17 protein-coding genes are annotated in these 15,458 nt (G+C 65.3%); 10 read left to right on the forward strand and 7 right to left on the reverse strand.

Going from position 1 to position 15,458, the window contains the following annotated elements:
- The first annotated feature begins 69 nt into the window (after window positions 1-69).
- The gene (locus tag AN936_RS11915) at window positions 70-444 is read left to right on the forward strand and encodes an MbcA/ParS/Xre antitoxin family protein (RefSeq protein WP_054590257.1); all 375 of its coding nucleotides are present in this window, start codon (window positions 70-72) and stop codon (window positions 442-444) included.
- The gene (locus AN936_RS11920; protein WP_054588349.1) at window positions 416-1,168 is read left to right on the forward strand and encodes an RES family NAD+ phosphorylase; all 753 of its coding nucleotides are present in this window, start codon (window positions 416-418) and stop codon (window positions 1,166-1,168) included. The genes AN936_RS11915 and AN936_RS11920 overlap by 29 nt, the downstream gene beginning before the upstream one ends.
- On the opposite strand, the gene AN936_RS11925 is transcribed toward AN936_RS11920, so the two are convergent.
- Genes AN936_RS11925 through AN936_RS11935 form a run of 3 tightly spaced genes read right to left on the reverse strand, consistent with a single transcriptional unit; the run spans window position 1,165 to window position 3,799 of the window.
- Window positions 1,165-1,593, reverse strand: coding sequence for an acyl-CoA thioesterase (locus tag AN936_RS11925; protein WP_054588350.1), 429 nt, complete (start codon window positions 1,591-1,593; stop codon window positions 1,165-1,167). The two genes, AN936_RS11920 and AN936_RS11925, sit on opposite strands and share 4 nt — an antisense overlap.
- Entirely contained in the window at window positions 1,590-2,267 is a 678-nt protein-coding gene (locus AN936_RS11930; RefSeq protein WP_054588351.1) for an alpha/beta fold hydrolase, read from the reverse strand. Before AN936_RS11930 ends, AN936_RS11925 begins: the two co-directional genes overlap by 4 nt.
- Before the next feature lie 26 nt (window positions 2,268-2,293).
- Entirely contained in the window at window positions 2,294-3,799 is a 1,506-nt protein-coding gene (locus AN936_RS11935) for a 4-hydroxyphenylacetate 3-hydroxylase family protein (protein WP_054588352.1), read from the reverse strand.
- 97 nt (window positions 3,800-3,896) lie between these two features.
- Between AN936_RS11935 and AN936_RS11940 the strand changes: the two genes are divergently transcribed.
- Genes AN936_RS11940 through mobA form a run of 3 tightly spaced genes read left to right on the forward strand, consistent with a single transcriptional unit; the run spans window position 3,897 to window position 6,710 of the window.
- Window positions 3,897-4,928 (forward strand): AraC family transcriptional regulator, encoded by a 1,032-nt coding sequence (locus tag AN936_RS11940; RefSeq protein ID WP_054588353.1) that lies wholly within the window; start codon window positions 3,897-3,899, stop codon window positions 4,926-4,928.
- 10 nt (window positions 4,929-4,938) lie between these two features.
- Window positions 4,939-6,177 (forward strand): MFS transporter, encoded by a 1,239-nt coding sequence (locus AN936_RS11945; protein WP_173585632.1) that lies wholly within the window; start codon window positions 4,939-4,941, stop codon window positions 6,175-6,177.
- Complete coding sequence (mobA, locus tag AN936_RS11950; RefSeq protein WP_054588355.1) at window positions 6,174-6,710, forward strand: molybdenum cofactor guanylyltransferase; 537 nt, start codon at window positions 6,174-6,176, stop codon at window positions 6,708-6,710. Before AN936_RS11945 ends, mobA begins: the two co-directional genes overlap by 4 nt.
- On the opposite strand, the gene AN936_RS11955 is transcribed toward mobA, so the two are convergent.
- Complete coding sequence (locus tag AN936_RS11955; RefSeq protein WP_054588356.1) at window positions 6,707-7,609, reverse strand: hydroxymethylglutaryl-CoA lyase; 903 nt, start codon at window positions 7,607-7,609, stop codon at window positions 6,707-6,709. The two genes, mobA and AN936_RS11955, sit on opposite strands and share 4 nt — an antisense overlap.
- Before the next feature lie 136 nt (window positions 7,610-7,745).
- On the opposite strand from AN936_RS11955, the gene AN936_RS11960 reads away from it, so the two are divergent.
- Window positions 7,746-8,903 carry a CaiB/BaiF CoA transferase family protein gene (locus AN936_RS11960; protein ID WP_054588357.1) on the forward strand — a complete coding sequence of 386 codons (1,158 nt, stop codon included), beginning with the start codon at window positions 7,746-7,748 and terminating at the stop codon, window positions 8,901-8,903.
- A 4-nt stretch (window positions 8,904-8,907) separates the two neighbouring features.
- Window positions 8,908-9,612 carry a glutathione S-transferase family protein gene (locus tag AN936_RS11965; RefSeq protein WP_054588358.1) on the forward strand — a complete coding sequence of 235 codons (705 nt, stop codon included), beginning with the start codon at window positions 8,908-8,910 and terminating at the stop codon, window positions 9,610-9,612.
- A 194-nt stretch (window positions 9,613-9,806) separates the two neighbouring features.
- Here AN936_RS11965 and AN936_RS11970 read toward each other — a convergent pair whose 3' ends face one another.
- The gene (locus tag AN936_RS11970) at window positions 9,807-10,532 is read right to left on the reverse strand and encodes a glutathione binding-like protein (protein ID WP_054588359.1); all 726 of its coding nucleotides are present in this window, start codon (window positions 10,530-10,532) and stop codon (window positions 9,807-9,809) included.
- 1 nt (window position 10,533) lies between these two features.
- Window positions 10,534-11,040, reverse strand: coding sequence for a DUF3237 domain-containing protein (locus AN936_RS11975; protein WP_054588360.1), 507 nt, complete (start codon window positions 11,038-11,040; stop codon window positions 10,534-10,536).
- Window positions 11,041-11,163: 123 nt separating this feature from the next.
- Here AN936_RS11975 and AN936_RS11980 point away from each other — a divergent pair, with 123 nt between their 5' ends.
- The 3 genes from AN936_RS11980 to AN936_RS11990 are packed head-to-tail and all read left to right on the forward strand — an operon-like array spanning window position 11,164 to window position 14,665.
- Entirely contained in the window at window positions 11,164-13,461 is a 2,298-nt protein-coding gene (locus tag AN936_RS11980) for a TonB-dependent receptor (RefSeq protein ID WP_054588361.1), read from the forward strand.
- Window positions 13,461-13,958: a nuclear transport factor 2 family protein gene (locus tag AN936_RS11985; protein ID WP_054588362.1), complete on the forward strand. Its 498-nt coding sequence runs from the start codon at window positions 13,461-13,463 to the stop codon at window positions 13,956-13,958. Before AN936_RS11980 ends, AN936_RS11985 begins: the two co-directional genes overlap by 1 nt.
- A complete protein-coding gene (locus tag AN936_RS11990; RefSeq protein ID WP_054588363.1) occupies window positions 13,955-14,665 on the forward strand; it encodes a glutathione binding-like protein in 711 nt (236 codons plus the stop codon). The genes AN936_RS11985 and AN936_RS11990 overlap by 4 nt, the downstream gene beginning before the upstream one ends.
- On the opposite strand, the gene AN936_RS11995 is transcribed toward AN936_RS11990, so the two are convergent.
- Window positions 14,662-15,429: an SDR family NAD(P)-dependent oxidoreductase gene (locus tag AN936_RS11995; protein ID WP_054588364.1), complete on the reverse strand. Its 768-nt coding sequence runs from the start codon at window positions 15,427-15,429 to the stop codon at window positions 14,662-14,664. The two genes, AN936_RS11990 and AN936_RS11995, sit on opposite strands and share 4 nt — an antisense overlap.
- Window positions 15,430-15,458 lie beyond the last annotated feature (29 nt).

The following is a 15,458-nucleotide window of genomic DNA, read 5'->3' on the forward strand; positions in this document are numbered from 1 at the left end:
CCTACCCCTTGCAAAATGACACAGTCATTCCTATGAATGACTTGTATATATTTTGTTCGGATGAATGACATGGCAACCCAACTCGCCAAGCAGGCCGATCAGGGCCGCATCCTCTCCGAAGCGGTCGTGCGCATCGCCGCCTGCTGGCGGCTGACCAACGAACAGCTCGGCGCGATCCTCGGCCTCTCGTCCGCCACCGCGTCGCGGCTGCGGTCGGGCAGCGTGCGGCTCGACCGGTCGGGCAAGGAATTCGAGCTCGGCCAGTATCTGGTTCGCCTGTTCCGCAGCCTCGACGCGCTGATGGGCAGCGACGATGCCGCGTCGATTTCGTGGCTCAAGACCGCGAACCTCGACCTCGGCGGCCGGCCGATCGACCTTGTCCGCTCGATCCGCGGTCTCAGCGATGTGGCCGACTATGTCGACGACTATCGCGCGCAGGTCTGACATCGTCCCGACGGCGGCCAATTTCTGGCCCTATCGCGCCAAGCTCTGGCGGCTGGTCGAGGCGCAGCACCGGATCTCGACCAATCGCCTCACGGGAACCGCCGGCGATCAGGCGGTGCTCGAACAGCTCGTCGAGGAGGTGAAGCCGCCCCTGCCCCGCGCGGCGCGCGATCTGCACTATCTTCTCGCCACCCCCTTTCGCTACGGCTATAAAAAGGCATCGCGCTTTCGCCGGGCGAACGAGCGCCCCGGCATCTTCTACGCCGCCGAACAGGCCGCGACCGCGGTCGCCGAGACCGCCTATTGGCGGCTGCTGTTCTTTTCGCGTTCACCGGGGTTCCAGCCGCCACGCACGACGGTCGAGCATTCGGCGATTTCGGTCCCCGTGGCCCTCGACCGCGGGCTCGACCTGACCGCCGCGCCCTTTACCGACGACGCGACGCTGTGGATGCACCCCGACGACTACACGGCGTGCCAGGCCTTTGCCGCCGACGCGCGCAGCATCGATGCACAGTCGATCCGCTATGCCTCGGTGCGCGACCCAGACCACCGCGCCAATATAGCCTTGCTCGATCCCGCCGCCTTTGCCGCGCGCGCGCCGAAGATCGAGCAGACCTGGCATTTCCGGCTGGAGAACGGCACGATGACCGCGCTCGCGGCGCTGCCGTCGAACGCGCGCCACAGCTTCACCTTCGAACAGTTCGGGCTTGAACCGCCGGGCTAGGCGATCGCCAGCGACGACAGGAAGGCCCGGATCGCTTCGGCGATCGGAGCGGCACCCGCCCGCCCCGTCGATACCACCGTGCTGTCGGCGATACCGATGCATTTGCCATCGATGAACAGGCCTTGCGCGATCACGAGCGAACGCTCGCCAATGCGCAATATCCCCGTCCCGACGTCGATCGTCCCCGGATAGCGCGCCTGCCCGAGAAAGCTGGTGTTGACGTTCGCGATGACGAGGGCGCTGCGGTCGTCCTTCGTCACCAGTTCGCGCGCCTCGGCGAGCAGTTCGAAACGCGCCTCTTCGTAAAATTGTCCGGTCGCGACATTGTTGAGGTGGCGGAACATGTCGACATCGGAAAAGCGGATCGGCACCGCCTTAAGGCGCGGATAGGTGGCCGGATCGAGCCTATATGCTTCGGGTTTCATGACGCCATCCTTTCGCGCCAGGCGGCGATCGCTGCGGCCGTCGCGACGGGCGCTTCACGCTGGGGAATATGACCGCAGCCGGGAATGAGGTGCAACAGCGCCTCAGGCAGGGCCGCCGCCATCTCGCGCGACCGGTCGGGCGGAACGATGGCATCGTCCTCACCCGCCAGCACCAAGGCGGGGACCGCCAGCGTTGCCAGCAATCCGCAGCGATCAGCGCGCGTCATCGCCGCCGCTTGCTGCCCGGCGAAGCGTTCGCCGCCGCAGCGCAGCAGCATCGCGTGCGTATCGGAGAGCAGGCCGGCATCGGCGCGGCTCGTCCGCGACAGCATCGCGCGGGCGAGGCGATTGGCGAGCGCCGGAAAATCGGCGCGTGCCTGCTCGATCGCCGTGCGGCGTCCCGCCTTCGCCGCGTCACCGTCGGCGGTGCAGGCGCTGCTCAGCAAGGCGAGGCCCGCAAGCCGTTCCAGCATCCGCGCCGCGATTTCGAGCGCGACGTAGCCGCCCATCGAATGGCCGCAGAGCGCGAAGCGGGCGGGAAGCTCGGCAGCGATCGCATCGGCCATCGCGTCGATCGTCGGTTCGACGGGCACGAAGATGCGATCGACGGGCATGCCCTGCCAGCTCGCCTCGTCGGTCGCGATGCCGCAGATCGCGATCACCGGAACGTCCATCGTCTCTCCTCCCGGCCGCGACGCCGTTATTCTTCCGCGATTCCTGCAAGGTCGCGCGCAAGCCCCTTCTTCCGCTCGACTTCCATGCCGCGCAATATCTGGATGCGCTGCGCCTGCGGCGACCCCGCTCCATGCAACGACTCCGTCAGATAGCCGACCGCGTTGCGGCCGAGCGTCATATTCTCGATCAGCCGCAGGATGCGCTGACGAAACTCGACCGGGACATTGTGTTTGCCCTTCATATATTTCTCGAGGATCGGGCCGATCTGCTCATTCTTGAAATCGGCATCCGACGGCATCGTCACCATGATCCCGCCCGCCAGATCCTGCGCCAGCCGGGAAATCTCATAGGGAAAGCGCGTCACATTATGCTTGCAGACATTGGCGAGCATCGCGTCGTTCATGAAGATGCCCGACGGCAGTTGCTTCGCCTCGTGGCTCGACGCGATTGCGGACGAATAGATCGTCTCGTTGAGGTGCGTCATCTCGACGAGCTTGTCCTTGATATGGCTCGCCGCCTCGGCGCCGTTGTAATCGGCAACCTGCGCCGCGGCGCCGACCATCACGTCGCCGAGCCCGGTTTTGCACACGTAGGACGCACGGTGATAGGCGGTGAAGCGCGCGACCATGTCCTGCGCAAATTCATATTCGCCGTCCATCAGCACATGTTCTTGCGGGATGAAGACATTGTCGAAGACGACGAGCACCTCCTGCCCGCCGAAGCGCGCATTGCCCTGGTCGATGTCGCCCTTTTCCATCGCGCGCGTGTCGCACGACTGGCGGCCGTAGATATAGGTGATGCCCGCCGCATCGCCGGGGACGAGCCCGACGATCGCGAAGTCGCGATCGGCCTCGCCCATGTTCATCGTCGGCATGACGCAGATCCAGTGCGAGTTGAGCCCGCCGGTCATATGCGCCTTCGCCCCGGTGACATAGACCCCCGCGTCGGTCCGCCTGGTCACATGCATGAACATGTCGGGGTCGGCCTGTTCGTGCGGACGCTTCGACCGGTCGCCCTTGGGGTCGGTCATCCCGGCGCCGAGGATGATGTTGTTCCGCTGCGCCTCCGCCATGAAATCGAGATAGCGCTGGTGGTACGACGTGCCGTGCTTCGCATCGATGTCGAAAGTGATCGAGTGGAGCACACTGATCGTGTCGAGCCCGGCGCAGCGCTGGAAGCACGTACCGGTGAGTTGCCCCATGCGGCGCTGCATCCGGTTCTTCATCACCAGATCCTGCGGCGAACCGACGATGTGGAGGAAGCGGTTGACCGGCGCGTCGATCAAATCGCTGTGTGCGGTCGCCAGCTCGGGATCGTCGATGGCGAGGTCATAGGTCATCTTCAGCGCGTTGATCGACGGCCGGATGATCGGATGGTCGACGGGTTCCTCGACGCGCTCGCCGAACAACCAGACCTCGACATCGCGACCCCGCAACGATTCGACATAGTCGTCGCCGGTGCGGATCGGTTTGAAGCGGGCCCAGCGGGCGGCGGCGCTCTCCTCGCGCGGACGAGTGGCTTGGTCGGTCATAGTGCAGTCTCCTGATCTGTTAGCGGCAAGGCTAATCGCCAGCCACGGGCAAAACAGGTCATGACAGGCGATAAAAACTCACCATAATGTGCAGGTCATGGCCACGATCGACCGCTATTATTTCAACGTCTGTACCAAGGGAGCCGAACGGCGGGGCCGCTCGCTCGACGGGCTTGTCGCAGGTACGGGTCTTTCACCGACCGATTTCGCTCGTCCCGGCTGGCGCGGGCCGGTGGAAGCGATGGCCCTGCTCGTTCGGAATATCTGGGCGGCGCTCGACGACGAATATATGGGTTACACCGCCCGCCGCGCCGCGCCCGGCAGCTTTGCCTTCGCCTGCGAACTGGCGCTCGAAGGCAGCGACGTCGCCGACGGCCTCCGCCGCGCGGCGCGCTTTTACAATCTGCTCGATGCCGGGATTGCCACCGATATCCATGCCGCCGAGGCCGGGCTGATCGTCGAGGTTCGCTTTGCCGAGCCGAACCGCGATCCCGATCATTATTTCAGCGAATTCTGGATGATCATCTGGCACCGTCTCGCCTGCTGGCTGGGGGGCGAGACCATCTCGCTGCTGTCGGCCGAGTTCGATTACCGCCGTCCCGGCACCTATTTCGAGGAGTTCAAATATCTCTTCCCCTGCCGCCATCGCTTCGATGGTAGCGCACGCCGGATCGTGATGGATGCGCATGCGCTGCACGCGCCGATCCGGCGCACGCCGAGCGAGTTAGAAGCGATGCTGGCGGCCGCGCCGCTCGACATCATGACGATCCCGGCGAGCGACAGCAGCGCGGCGCGGCGCGTGCGTCAGCTTCTGACGTGCAGCCCCGACCTGACGCTCGATGAACTCGCGGCGCAAACGCACCTGTCGCCCCACATGCTGCGCCGCCGCTTGCGCGCCGAGGGAACCAGCCTTGCGACGCTGCGCGAGAATGTCCGGCGCGACCGCGCGACGCGGCTGCTGACATCGAGCAATGCGACGGTCGAGGCGATCGCCGAGGCGCTCGGCTATGCCGAGGCGCGGTCGTTCACCCGCGCCTTCCGCCACTGGACCGGGCTGTCGCCATCGGCATGGCGCGCGGGCGGCGGGGCGCATCAGACAAGCCTTGCCGCGCCCCGCCGGCGGGTCTAGTCGCCTTGCTGTGAGTCCGGCAAAGCGTCCCCTGCCAGCATCGCTGGCCCCCTTCCGCTTCCCTGCCTTTCGCGCCATCTGGACCGCGAACCTCGCATCGAACATGGGGTCGATGATCCAGTCGGTTGGCGCCGCATGGCTGATGACCGAGCTCACCGAGTCTCATCTCTTCATCGCCGCGGTGCAGGCGAGCGCCACGATCCCGATCCTGCTGCTCGGCGTGTTCGCCGGCGCGATCGCCGACAATTTCGACCGCCGCGCGGTGATGCTCGCGGCACAGGGCTTCATGCTCATCGCCTCGGCGCTGCTGACGCTGACGACATGGGCTGGCGTGCTGACCCCGGTCGCCCTCCTCGCCTTCACCCTCGCGGTCGGTTGCGGCACCGCGCTCAACTCGCCTGCATGGCAAGCGTCGGTGCGGTTGCAGGTCGGGCACGCCGACCTGCCGCAGGCGATCGCCCTCAATACGATCGCCTTTAACCTCGCGCGCAGCGTCGGACCCGCCCTCGGCGGGCTGCTGATCTCGCTCACCGGGCCGACCGCCGCCTTCGCGCTCAACGCGGTCAGCTATGTCGCCCTGATCATCGTGCTGCTGCGCTGGCACCCGGAGGTGACACCGCCGCGCCGCACCCCGATGCTGGCGGCGATCGCGGTCGGCATCCGCTTTTGCATGGGGTCGAGCCCGGTGCGCCGCGTGCTGATGCGCGGTTTCGCGTTCGGGCTCGGCGCGGCTGGGTTTCAGGCGCTGCTGCCGTCGCTCGTCCGCGACCGCCTGCACGGCAGCGAAATCACCTACGGCCTCTGTCTCGGCGCATTCGGTATCGGTTCGATCTTCTGCGCGCTATGGATCGGCAGCGCGCGGCGGCGCTGGGGCAGCGACCGCGTGCTCGGCGTTGCCGCGATGGCGTTCGCGGCGATGATGATCCCGGTCGCGCTGACGCAGAATCTGCTCGTGGTGATCGCGGCGGCCTTCGTCGCCGGCGGTGCGTGGGTGACGACCTTCACGACGCTCAACGTCGCGATGCAGCTCCGTTCGCCCGAGGATATCCTCGGCCGCTGCCTGTCGATCTATCAGGCGGTGACCTTCGGCGCACTGGCGCTCGGCGCCTATCTGCTCGGACTGCTCGCCGACCTGACCACCCTGCCGACCGCGATTCTCGTCTCGGGCGCCTGGCTTGCGGTCGCGGCGGTCGTGCTGCGCATCGTGGCGCCGATGCCGACCCGCGACGAAGGGCGGGTACTGCCATGACGACGCGGCGCGTCGCCGGGGTGGTGCTGGCGGGCGGACGGTCGCAGCGCTTCGGCCGCGACAAGGCGGAAGAGGTCTATGACGGCCGCAAGCTGATCGACTGGTCGATTGCGGCGCTGGAGCCCTTCGTCGACACGATCCTGATCGCAGGCCGCAACTATCCGCCTTATCGGTGGGCACCCGATCGGCCGGACACCGGCATGGGCCCGCTCGGCGGCATCGCGGGGGCGATGCTTGCAGCGAAGACGGCGGGCTGTACCCACCTACTGTCGCTGCCGTGCGACACGCCGCATGTCCCCGCCGATCAGCTCGCGCGCCTTTGTAAGGCCGGGGACGGCGCCTATCTGACCGCCTGTCCCGTCATCGGCCTGTGGCCCGTCGAACAGGCCGAACCGCTGGCAAGGCATCTTGCGGCGGGCGGTCGGCGCTCGGTGCGCACATGGGCCGACGCGCAGGGCGCAACCGCGATCGACGGCGAAGAGATCGCCAACATCAACAGCGTCGAGGATTTCGAGCGACTGACCCGTCGCTAGGGGAAGGCCGGCGCCCGGCTGACCATCGCCGGCAATGGGCGGCCCATCACGCCGGTAAACCAATTGGCCGCATCGACCGCGTGCGGCAGGTCCAGGCCTGTCGAGATCCCGCTGCGTTCGAGCATGTACACCACGTCCTCGGTCGCGACATTGCCCGCTGCTCCGGGCGCGAAGGGGCAGCCGCCGAGCCCGCCGAGCGAGGCATCGACCGTCGCCGCGCCCGCCGCGACCGCCGCCCACACATTGGTAAGGCCGGTCCCGCGCGTGTTGTGAAAATGCACCCGCACCGGCAGGCCGCCGACCGCTTCGCGCACCCGTCCGACCATTTCGCTCACCTGCGACGGCACACCGACGCCGATGGTGTCGGCCAGCCCGATCTCGCGCGGCTGCGCATCGGCGGCACGTTTTGCTATTTCAACGACGCGGGCAATCGCGATCTCGCCCTCGAAAGGACAGCCGAAGGCGGTCGCGATCGTGATCTGTCCGCTTAGTTCCGCCGCTTTCGCCAGTGCGACGATCTCCATCGCCGCGGCGAGCGATTCGCCCGACGACTGCCCCTGATTTCGGATGCCGAACGTGTCGCTCGTCACGCAGACCGCGCCCAGTTCGTCGATCCGCCCGGTCGCCAGCGCGCGCTCGGCGCCGCGCTGGTTGAGCACCAGCCCGATATAGGTGACGTCCTCGCGTTCGGGCAGCATCGCGACCAGTTCCTCGGCGTCGACGAGTTGCGGCACCTTCTTCGGATTGACGAAGCTCGTCACCTCAATGCGGCGCGCGCCATAATCGATCGCGCGGCGGATCAGTTCGGCCTTGTCGGCGGTCGCCACGACCGTCGCTTCATTCTGCAGCCCGTCGCGCGGGCCGACCTCGACCATTTCCACCGCCCGATTTTCCGCCATTTCGCGTTCCGTTTCCGTCCGAGTCATTTTGCAGGTTGAAAATTACATAGCATTCTAAGTATATCGAATCCACAAGAGTGATGCCCAGCCGCCGCAATATGCGTCATAACCCGGCCGGGGCACCGAAAGGAATGGAATGACGAACACAGGGGGAGCGCTGGACGGCATTAAGGTGGTCGAGATGGGGCAGCTCATCGCCGGTCCCTTCTGCGGCCAGTTGCTCGGCGACATGGGCGCCGAGATCGTCAAGCTCGAACCGCCGGGCACGGGCGACCAGATGCGCAACTGGGGTCAGGGCGACAAACCGAGCTGGTGGCGCGTCATCGCGCGCAACAAATATTCAGTGGCGGTCGACCTGCGCAGCGAGGAAGGTCAGGCGCTCGCCCGCGAACTGATCGCCAAGGCCGACATCCTCATCGAGAATTTCCGCCCCGGCACGCTCGAAAAATGGAACCTCGACCCCGCCGATCTCCGCAAGACGAACCCCGGGCTGATCGTCGTCCGCGTGTCGGGTTATGGCCAGACCGGCCCCTATTCGGCGCGCGCCGGTTTCGGCGGCATCGGCGAGGCGATGGGCGGCTGGCGCGGCATCGTCGGCTATCCCGACCTGCCGCCCGCCCGCATGGGCGTGTCGATCGGCGATACGCTCGCCGCCACTTACGGTTGCATGGGCGCGCTCGCCGCGCTTCATCATCGCAGCAAGACCGGCGAAGGCCAGATCGTCGACTCGGCGCTGTACGAAGCGGTGCTGCAGGTGATGGAATCGACCGTATCGGATTATTCGGCCAGCGGCACCAAGCGGCGCCGGACGGGGTCGACCCTCCCCGCGATTGCGCCGTCGAACGTCTATCCGTGCAGCGACGGCGAATATCTGATCGGCGCCAATCAGGACGGTGTTTTCGCCCGGCTCGCTGCGGCAATGGGGCGCCCCGAACTGGCCAGCGACGAGCGGTACGCGACGCACCGCGCCCGCGGTGTGCGGCAGGAGGAACTCGACGCACTGATCGGCGATTGGACCGCAACGATGACGATCGCCGAGCTGGAAGCCAAGATGGTCGCGGCGGGCGTTCCGGCGGGCCGCGTCTTCGATGCCGAAGACATGCTCGCCGACCCGCATTTCGCCGCGCGCGAGGCGCTGGTGACGGTCGCCGACGAGGAACTGGGAGAGATCAGGATGCAGGGGGTGTTCCCGAAACTTTCGGCGACGCCCGGCAGCGTCCGCCGCCCCGCCCCGCTTACCGTGGGGCAGGACACCGACGACGTCCTCCGTCGCTGGCTCTGCCGCGAAGGATAGGACGATGATCACCCTCTACGGCGGCCCGACCCCCAATGCGCGCAAGATCGCAATCGCGCTGCTCGAAATGGGGCTCGCTTGGCAGCTTGAGCCCGTCGATATCCTGGCGGGCGATCAGCTCACTCCGGAATTTCTCGCGCTTAACCCGAACAACAAGACGCCGGTGATCGTCGACGACGAAGGCCCGCGCGGCCCCGGCTTCGTCCTGTGGGAAACCGGCGCGATCCTGCTCTACCTCGCCGAAAAGACCGGCCGCTTCCTGCCCGCCGATCCGGTGAAGCGCGCGATCTGCTGGCAATGGCTAATGTTTCAGGTCTCGGGCGTCGGCCCGATGTTCGGGCAGGAGGCGCATTTCACCCATTATGCCAGCGAGCGGCACGACTACCCCATCGAGCGCTACAGCCGCGAGGTCGACCGGCTGATGATGGTGCTCGACAAGCGCCTCGGCGAGGCCGAGTGGCTGGCGGGCGACGAGTATAGCATCGCCGACATGGCCACCCTGCCCTATCTCCGCCGCCAGTTCATCGACAAGGCCGGACGCTTCCCCAATGTCGAGCGCTGGGGCGCCGCGATGCTCGAACGGCCTGCCGTCGCCGAAGGGATGAAGGTCGGGGTCGCCCGCGCCGAGACGATCGAGGGCGGGCTGACCGGTTTCACCGACGAACATCGCGCGATCCTGTGGGGCGACCGCCAGCATGTGAAACGGTGAAGCGGAGCACGGTGCAAGCCGGCTTGGGGGTGGAGAGTTGCCCTTCAAATCTCGTCATGCTGAACTCGTTTCAGCATCCATGGCCTGAACTCGAATTTGGCGCAGCGCCGAAGTAAACGACAGACCATGGATCCTGAAACAAGTTCAGGATGACGATGAAAGAGACGGCAGCTATCGGCCGAAACCAGCTTCCCTCAATCCCCCTTCACGGCGGCGCGATTGGCATCGCCGAACATGTTCGACCACTCCTTCTCATCAAGCACTTGGTGCCGTCCGACATATTTCGCCGGCGCCTTCAGATCCTCGCGCGCCATCGCTCGCGCCACCGCGGGCCGCGCCCGGATGCGTTCGAACCAGCCGTGCATCGCGGGCCATTCCTCCAACCCCATGCCCATGACGAACGCCGAGGCACGCCCGGGCCAGATCGCCATATCGGCGATCGTATAGTCGTCGCCCGCGACATAGGCACTCTTCTCCAGCCGCTTTTCGAGTACGGTGAGCAGGCGCTGCAATTCCTTCGTATAGCGTTCGATCGCATAATCCTGCCCCGTCGGGGCATAGCGCAGGAAATGGCTCGCCTGTCCGCCCATCGGGCCGAGCCCCGCGACCTGCCAGGTCAGCCACGACAGCGTCACCGCGCGCGCTGCACCCGATGCGGGCAGAAAGCATCCGCTTTTTTCGGCAAGATATTGCAGGATCGCGCCCGATTCAAAGACCGCGATGGGCTCGCCGCCTTCGCCGGGGTCGTTATCGACAATCGCCGGCAGCTTGTGATTGGGATTGACTCGCCCGAACGCCGCGGTGAGCTGGTCGCCCTCGAAGATGTCATAGGGAATGACACGATAGGCCGCGCCGATCTCCTCGAGCATGATCGCGATCTTCTGCCCGTTCGGGGTCGCCGAATAATGAAGGTCGATCATCTCAGCGCACCTCGTGAAGGACGTGGCGGACGCCGAAATCGGTGCGTTCGCCAACCCCGACCGCGAGCAGGCCGTTCAGCCAGCCATATTTCGCGCTCGCGGTTTCGAACACCGGCGCGATTCGCAGATAATATCGCGACGGATCGACATAAGGCGCCGCAGGGTCGGCAAAGGCGGCGCGGACATCGTCGGGAATGACGTTGCGCCCGGTGTAGGACAGATAGATGAGTTCGCCGTCATCGGTCTGCCATACCGCGCGGGCATCGAAGGTGCCGACAGAAGCCGCCTCCCCCAGCCGTCCGCTGCGCGACCAGTTGCCGCCGCCGGGCAGGACGATACCGTTGATTCGCGGTCCGAAAAACCGCCCGCCGCTGATATATCCCATGCGATGATCGCCGAATGGCGACACCCCCATGCCGATGATGCCGCCGCCGACCTCGAACTCCACCGTGCATAGATGGGCGCTTGCGAGGGCGGCATGACCGGCTTCTCCATTTTCCTCGTTCATCTTGCGAATCCTCTTCCAAAGCTATGGACAAGTATAAAACCATTAGTATACTAAGGGTCAATCAGATTGACGGATCGGGGTCCCCTCCCCGGCACCGTCGGCATCGTTCCAAGGGAGGGTAGCATGAAGGCGTTCAACCAGATTCTGTTGTCGGGGGTCGCGACGGTCGCGATGACGGCATTCGCCGCGCCGGCGCTGGCGCAGACGGCGGCCGCGGAAGCCGACGACAGCAACACGAACGAAATCATCGTCACTGCACAAAAGCGCGAACAGAGCCTGCAGGATGTGCCGATCTCGATGGAAGTCGTCAGCGGCGCCAAGCTCGCCGAGTTCAACACCAGCGATATTAAAGCGGTGATGAACTACACGCCGAACGTCTTCGTTCAGTCGACCGCGGGCAACGACGTCATCTATATCCGCGGCTTCGGCTCGCCACCGGCGAACTTCGCCTTCGACCAGTCGGTCTCGCTCTATGTCGACGGCATCTACGCCGGCCGCAGCCGCCAGGCGCAGGCGCCCTTCTTCGACCTCGAACGCGTCGAGGTACTGCGCGGCCCGCAGGGCGCGCTGTTCGGCAAGAACACCGCGGCGGGCGCGGTCAGCGTCGTGTCGGCGGGACCGACGCGCGAAGCCGAAGGCGCCTTCACGGCGCTCTATAATTTCGACCACAAGGGCTTCGACGTTTCGGGCTATGTCTCGGGACCGATCAGCGACACGCTGTCGGCGCGCCTTGCGTACAAGATCGTCAAGCAGGACGGTTATATCCGCAACCTCGCGACCAACCACGACGATCCCGAAACCAAGTCGCAGCTCGCGCGCCTGACGGTCAAATGGGAACCATCGAGCGACTTCGATTATACGGTGAAGGCCGAATATGGGAACCGCGACATCGTCGGCGGGATCACCGTGTCGAGCCCGCTGACCAGCGGTCAGGACCCGCAGGACACGCGCTATCTCGAACGCTCGGCGCTCGGCCGCGAAGGCAACCGCAATGAATCGGTGATGATCTCGGGCGTCGGCAACCTCGCGCTCGGCGATTTCACTCTGACCTCGGTCACCGGCTACAGTTGGTTCAAGTCGAAGATCACCAACGGCTTCGATCAGACGATCCCGAACAGCGGCGGCGCCTTCACCGCCAACTCGGTCTACAACGCTTTCCCCGAACGCTTCGACCAGTTCTCGCAGGAAATCCGTATCCTGTCGCCGGTCGGCGAGACGTTCGAATTTATCGCGGGCGCCTATTACGACAAGTCCGACTACACGCTGGAGCAATATCAGGGGTTCAACATCCCCTATTTGCTGCTGACCATCCCGGGCGCGACGCCCACCGATCCGCGCATCCCGATCTTCGACGGCCCCTATTTCGCACGCATCGACAGCATTTTTCGCCAGAAGGCCGAAAGCTGGTCGGTGTTCGGACAAGGCACGCTCAACATCTCCGACGCTTTCCGTGCGATCGGCAGCCTGCGCTACACGCACACCAAGAAGGACGGCAGCTTCCGCACGACGCTCGCCTATGCTTCGGACGGCGTCAACGGCAACCCCTTTGCGCTACGTCCGATCACCAACGCCGACGGCTCGATCAGCGAGGGCAATGTCGATCCTTCGGTCACGCTGCAATATGATATCGCGCCGCGCGTGATGCTCTATGGCACCTGGGGCCGCGGTTCGAAATCGGGCGGCTTCGTGTCGAACACGCTCGGCACCGTCGACAGCACCTTCACCTTCGAACCCGAACGGTCGGAGAATTTCGAGGCGGGCATCAAGTCGACGCTGCTCGACGGCAAGGTCGTCGCCAACGTCTCGGTCTACAAGACGAAGTTCAAGGACCTGCAGGTCTCGGTCTATCAGCCCGCAACCTCGAGCTATTTGACCGGCAATGCCGCCGCCGCGACGTCGAAGGGGGTCGAAGGATCGCTCAGCATCTTCCCGATCCCCAATTTCGACATCAGCGCCTCGGCCGCCTATTCGGATATCAAATATGACGATTATCCGGGCGCCGCGTGCCTCGCGTCGCAGCCGGTGACCTGCACCCCGGCGACGAACAACCTTGCCGGCTTCCCGGTCGCCTATTCGTCGAAGTGGACGGGCAGCGTCACCGCGCATGCACGCTTCGACATGTCCGATGCGATGAAGCTCGACATCACCGGCGTCGCGGCCGGCCGCTCGAAATATTTCAATTCGGACAACCAGAGCCCGATCTTCGGCGTCCAGGGCGGCTATGTGAAGCTCGACCTGCGCGTCCAGCTCGCCGATCAGGACGATCGCTGGCATCTGGCGCTGGTCGGCAAAAACCTGACCAACCAGAAGACGATCGGCAGCGCGTTCAACCTGCCCGCACCGATCACGCCGGTTCCGCGCGCGATCCTCTACCTCGAACCCACCCGCAACATTTCGGTCGAGGCCGGGTTCAAGTTCTGATGTGCCGGGGCCCGGCCGCGATCGACGCTTTCCTCGACAGGGAAGCGGCGGTCGCGGTCGTGACCTCCTATGCGTCGGCGCTCGATGCGCGCGACTGGGTCGCGTATCGCGCCCTCTTCACCGACGAGATCGCGATCGATTATGGCGCGATCGGCTCGCTTGTCGCGACGGTGCCGGCGGACGAGTGGACGAACCGCTGCAAGACGCTCGAAGGTTTCGACGCGACCGCGCACCGGCTGCACAATATCGTCGCGACGATCGAAGGCGATCATGCGACGGTCGCGAGCATCGTCGATGCGGTCCATCTCGTCGGAATCGAGGACCGCGCCCTGCTCGGCGACCTGATCGGGCGCTACACCCATCGACTGGTGCGGGGGGACGGGTGGAGGATCGCCGGCGTGACATTGACCGTCGTCGGCTATCCTGCCGGAAAGGAGGCGTTCGACGACGCCTTCGCAGCCGCGCGCGCCATTTTCGCCGAAGGAAGTACCGGATGATCGATGTTTATTTCACCCCCACTCCGAATGGCCACAAAGTGTCGATCATGCTCGAAGAGACCGGGCTGGCGCATAATCTGATCGCGATGAACATGCTTGAGGGCGATCATCTGACCCCCGAATATCGCCGCATCAACCCCAACGGCCGCCTGCCCGCCATCGTCGATCACGACCCCGTCGGTGGCGGCGCGCCGCTGCCGGTGTTCGAAAGCGGCGCGATCCTGCTCTATCTCGCGGAGAAAAGCGGGCAGTTGCTCCCCGCCGATCCGCGCCGCCGGTCGCAGGCGCAACAATGGCTGATGTGGCAGATGGCAAGCTTTGGCCCGATGCAGGGCCAGGCGCATCATTTCATCCGCTATGCGCCCGAGGGGCAGAGCTATCCCGTCGAACGCTATCGCAACGAAACGCTGCGCCTGCTCCGTGTCCTCGACGGCCGGCTACGCGAAGCCGATTATCTGGCGGGCGAATATTCGATCGCCGACATCGCATGCTGGCCATGGACGCGCGCGATCCGCGCGATCGGGCTGACCCTCGACGATTATCCGGCGGTCGCCGACTGGTTCGCGCGGATCGGCGAACGCCCGGCAGTGATCGCCGGCACCGACGTCAAGAATGCCGCCAACCTGTCGAGTGCCCGCCCGGTACTGACCGAGGAGCAATGGTCGAACCTGTTCGGCAAGAATATGCTCGAGGCGCCGAAACGCTAAACCGTGTCGGCGTGGCCCCACTGATATTCGACCTTGCCGTCCAGCCGTCGCACCGCGACCCAGTCGCCGCCCGCAAGGCTGTCATCCTCGATCAGCGCGATCACCCCGCCCGCAATATCCTCGGGCAAGCAAGCCTCGTTGTTCGCCAGCACCGTCTTCATCCATTCGGATTTGCCGCCCGCGCCCGTCGTATCGAGGATCGGGGTGTCGACCAGCCCCGGCAGCATCCCGGCGACCCGGACGTTGCATTCGTCCTTCAGCGAAGCGCAGCAGCGCGTGAACATCATCACCGCCGCCTTGGTCGTCGCATACATCGCGTCGTAAAAGCCGGTGCCGAGCGCGACGGTCGAGACGGTGTTGACGATCACCCCGCCGCCGCGCGCCTTCATCGCCTGCACGGCGATCTGCGTTGCCGCGACCAGCGAGGTGATATTGACGTCGATGATCCAGCGGATCCGCGCCGCATCGACATCGGGGAATTGCGGCAGGCCCGAGACGACTCCGGCATTGTTGTGCAAAATATCGACGTCGCCATGCGCGCGGAACCATGCCTCGGTGGCCGGAATGTCGGACAGGTCGAGCTGGTGCAGGGTGGCCTGCGCGCCCGCTGCCTCGACCAGCCGCGCCGTCTCCGTCAACCCTGCTTCGTTGACGTCGACCAGCGCCACCGCCGCCGCGCCGCGGTTCGCCAGCATCACCGCGGTCGCACGGCCGATGCCGCCTGCCGAACCGGTGACGATTGCGCTCTTGCCCCGGATATCCATCTCTTCTCTCCCGTCTATCTTGCCGCTAC

Origin of the sequence: Sphingopyxis macrogoltabida (assembly GCF_001307295.1) — a bacterium.
Lineage (GTDB): Bacteria > Pseudomonadota > Alphaproteobacteria > Sphingomonadales > Sphingomonadaceae > Sphingopyxis > Sphingopyxis macrogoltabida_B.